Source organism: Holdemanella porci (genome assembly GCF_009696075.1).
Taxonomy (GTDB): Bacteria; Bacillota_I; Bacilli_A; order Erysipelotrichales; family Erysipelotrichaceae; genus Holdemanella; species Holdemanella porci.
This window is the reverse complement of sequence record NZ_VUMR01000111.1, coordinates 1-1858: the sequence shown is the minus strand read 5'-3', so window position 1 is coordinate 1858 and position 1858 is coordinate 1. Positions and strand designations below refer to the sequence as shown.

The 1858-nt window shown below is 35.5% G+C and carries 2 protein-coding genes; both read right to left on the bottom strand.

Features of this window, described 5'->3' with window-relative positions; genetic code table 11:
* Window positions 1-86: 86 nt before the first annotated feature.
* Window positions 87-734, bottom strand: coding sequence for a pyroglutamyl-peptidase I (gene pcp, locus FYJ55_RS10560; RefSeq protein WP_154556786.1), 648 nt, complete (start codon window positions 732-734; stop codon window positions 87-89).
* Window positions 735-747: 13 nt separating this feature from the next.
* Complete coding sequence (locus FYJ55_RS10555) at window positions 748-1638, bottom strand: DUF979 domain-containing protein (protein ID WP_154556785.1); 891 nt, start codon at window positions 1636-1638, stop codon at window positions 748-750.
* Between the last annotated feature and the right edge of the window lie 220 nt (window positions 1639-1858).

The window sequence follows — 1858 nt, the reverse complement described above, 5'->3', positions numbered from 1 at the left end:
ATATATTCCTATTTCTTGGTGAGTCATAATAATAGACTCACCCTTTTTTTTCAACAAGAAAAAAAGAAAAGAACAAATCTTTTCTCTTAATGTGTTTCTCCAGAAACCACTTTAATATCCGTATCACTCTCTAACATAGCTTCTACAGACAATTCAATGGCTTTAGCAATATCTTTTAAATTCATTCCAGGAGTTCCTGCTGGCTGATTTACTGTTTGTTCAGTCGCAAAAGGCACATGCATAAAGCCACCTTTTACATCTTTAAATTCTGTATTACAATAATGCAATACAGAATACATTACATCGTTACAAACATAAGTTCCTGCTGTATAACTAACACTTGCAGGAATTCCATTTTCCTTCATTTTTTCAACCATTCTAAATACAGGAAGCATTGTAAAATAAGCTTCTGGCCCATTTTCTACAATACTTGTCTGTAAAGGTTGATTGCCTTCATTATCGGCAATTCTGGCATTTCTAAAATTGATTCCCACCCATTCCGGTGTGACTTGACTTCTTCCTCCAGCTTGACCAATGCATAATACGTAATCTGGTTGATTTTCTTGAATGGCTTCATAAACTGCATCCGGCCCTTTTTGAAATACTGTAGGAATTTCTTTCTTAATGATTTTTGCCCCACCAATTTCATCCGGCAATAATTTAACAGCCTCATAAGCTGGATTGATTTTTTCTCCTCCAAAAGGATCAAAACCTGTAATTAATACTTTTTTCATAACATTTCATCTCCTATGACATCATGATCATCATGACGATTTGTACCACTAACATTATTACGGCAACAAGCACCTGTTTTTTAATGACACCATTTTTATCTTTCATTTCTAAAATTGCGACAGGAACCATATTAAAGTTTGCTGCCATTGGCGTACATAGTGTACCACAATATCCACAAGTTAATGCTAAAGATCCAATCACTACTGGATCTGCTCCATATTTAAGGACAAAAGGTGCCCCAATACCAACTGTCATTACGGTTATTGCCGCAAAAGCATTTCCCATGATCATGGTAAATACTGCCATGCCAATCGCATAAACAATAATTCCAATTGTAACATTGCCTGCAGGAATAATATTAGATACTAAACTAGAAATGACATCTCCAACACCTGCAGCAGTAAATACAGCTCCTAAAGCCGCAAGTAACATTGGTAGCATGCTTAATGGTCCAACCACATCCATCATTCTACGACAATCCTTCAAGAAAATACTTGGTGTATTATCTTTTGAATAGACACGCAAAATAATGATAGCCACAAAAACACCTACACTCATTCCGACTAATGGTGAAATCTTTGTGAAGAAAGCTGCAAGTAATGCGAATAAACCAATACATACAGCTGGAACAAATACTTTTGTGCCAATCTTTTTATTATTTTGTTCCATCTCTTCAAGCGTAGGTTCAGGCTCATTACCAGGTGAAACTTTCTTTAGAATTGGAGGTAAAACCAAGATAATCAATAAGATACCATCAGCCAAGGCAGGCAACCATTTGCCTAGTACAAACATCAATCCTAAATCAAACCAGAAGACAAATGAACCAACACTGTTTTTATTTTCTTTATCTTTTAGATTTTTAAAGGCAACATAAATAGAAATCAATCCAATAATACAATACATGACTTCTAATAGTTTTTCTGAAAGTGTAACATCTACACTCGTTTGAACCTCTCATCACTGAAGTGACGAGATTCTTGGGAACAGGTTTCTATCGAAACCTTTCTTACCAAGCTATCCCCGCAGTTCCTGCGGTTGTTTTTGTGTTTAATTTGCCAATATGCCTTGCATCAATATATTGATGGATGCATTTACATCTCTGTCATGATTTGAATGACATTTT

Coding starts and splice junctions, on each gene's coding strand:
- pcp (WP_154556786.1), bottom strand. CDS start 734: ATGAAAAAAGTATTAATTACAGGTTTTGATCCTTTTGGAGGAGAAAAA.
- FYJ55_RS10555 (WP_154556785.1), bottom strand. CDS start 1,638: ATGTATTGTATTATTGGATTGATTTCTATTTATGTTGCCTTTAAAAAT.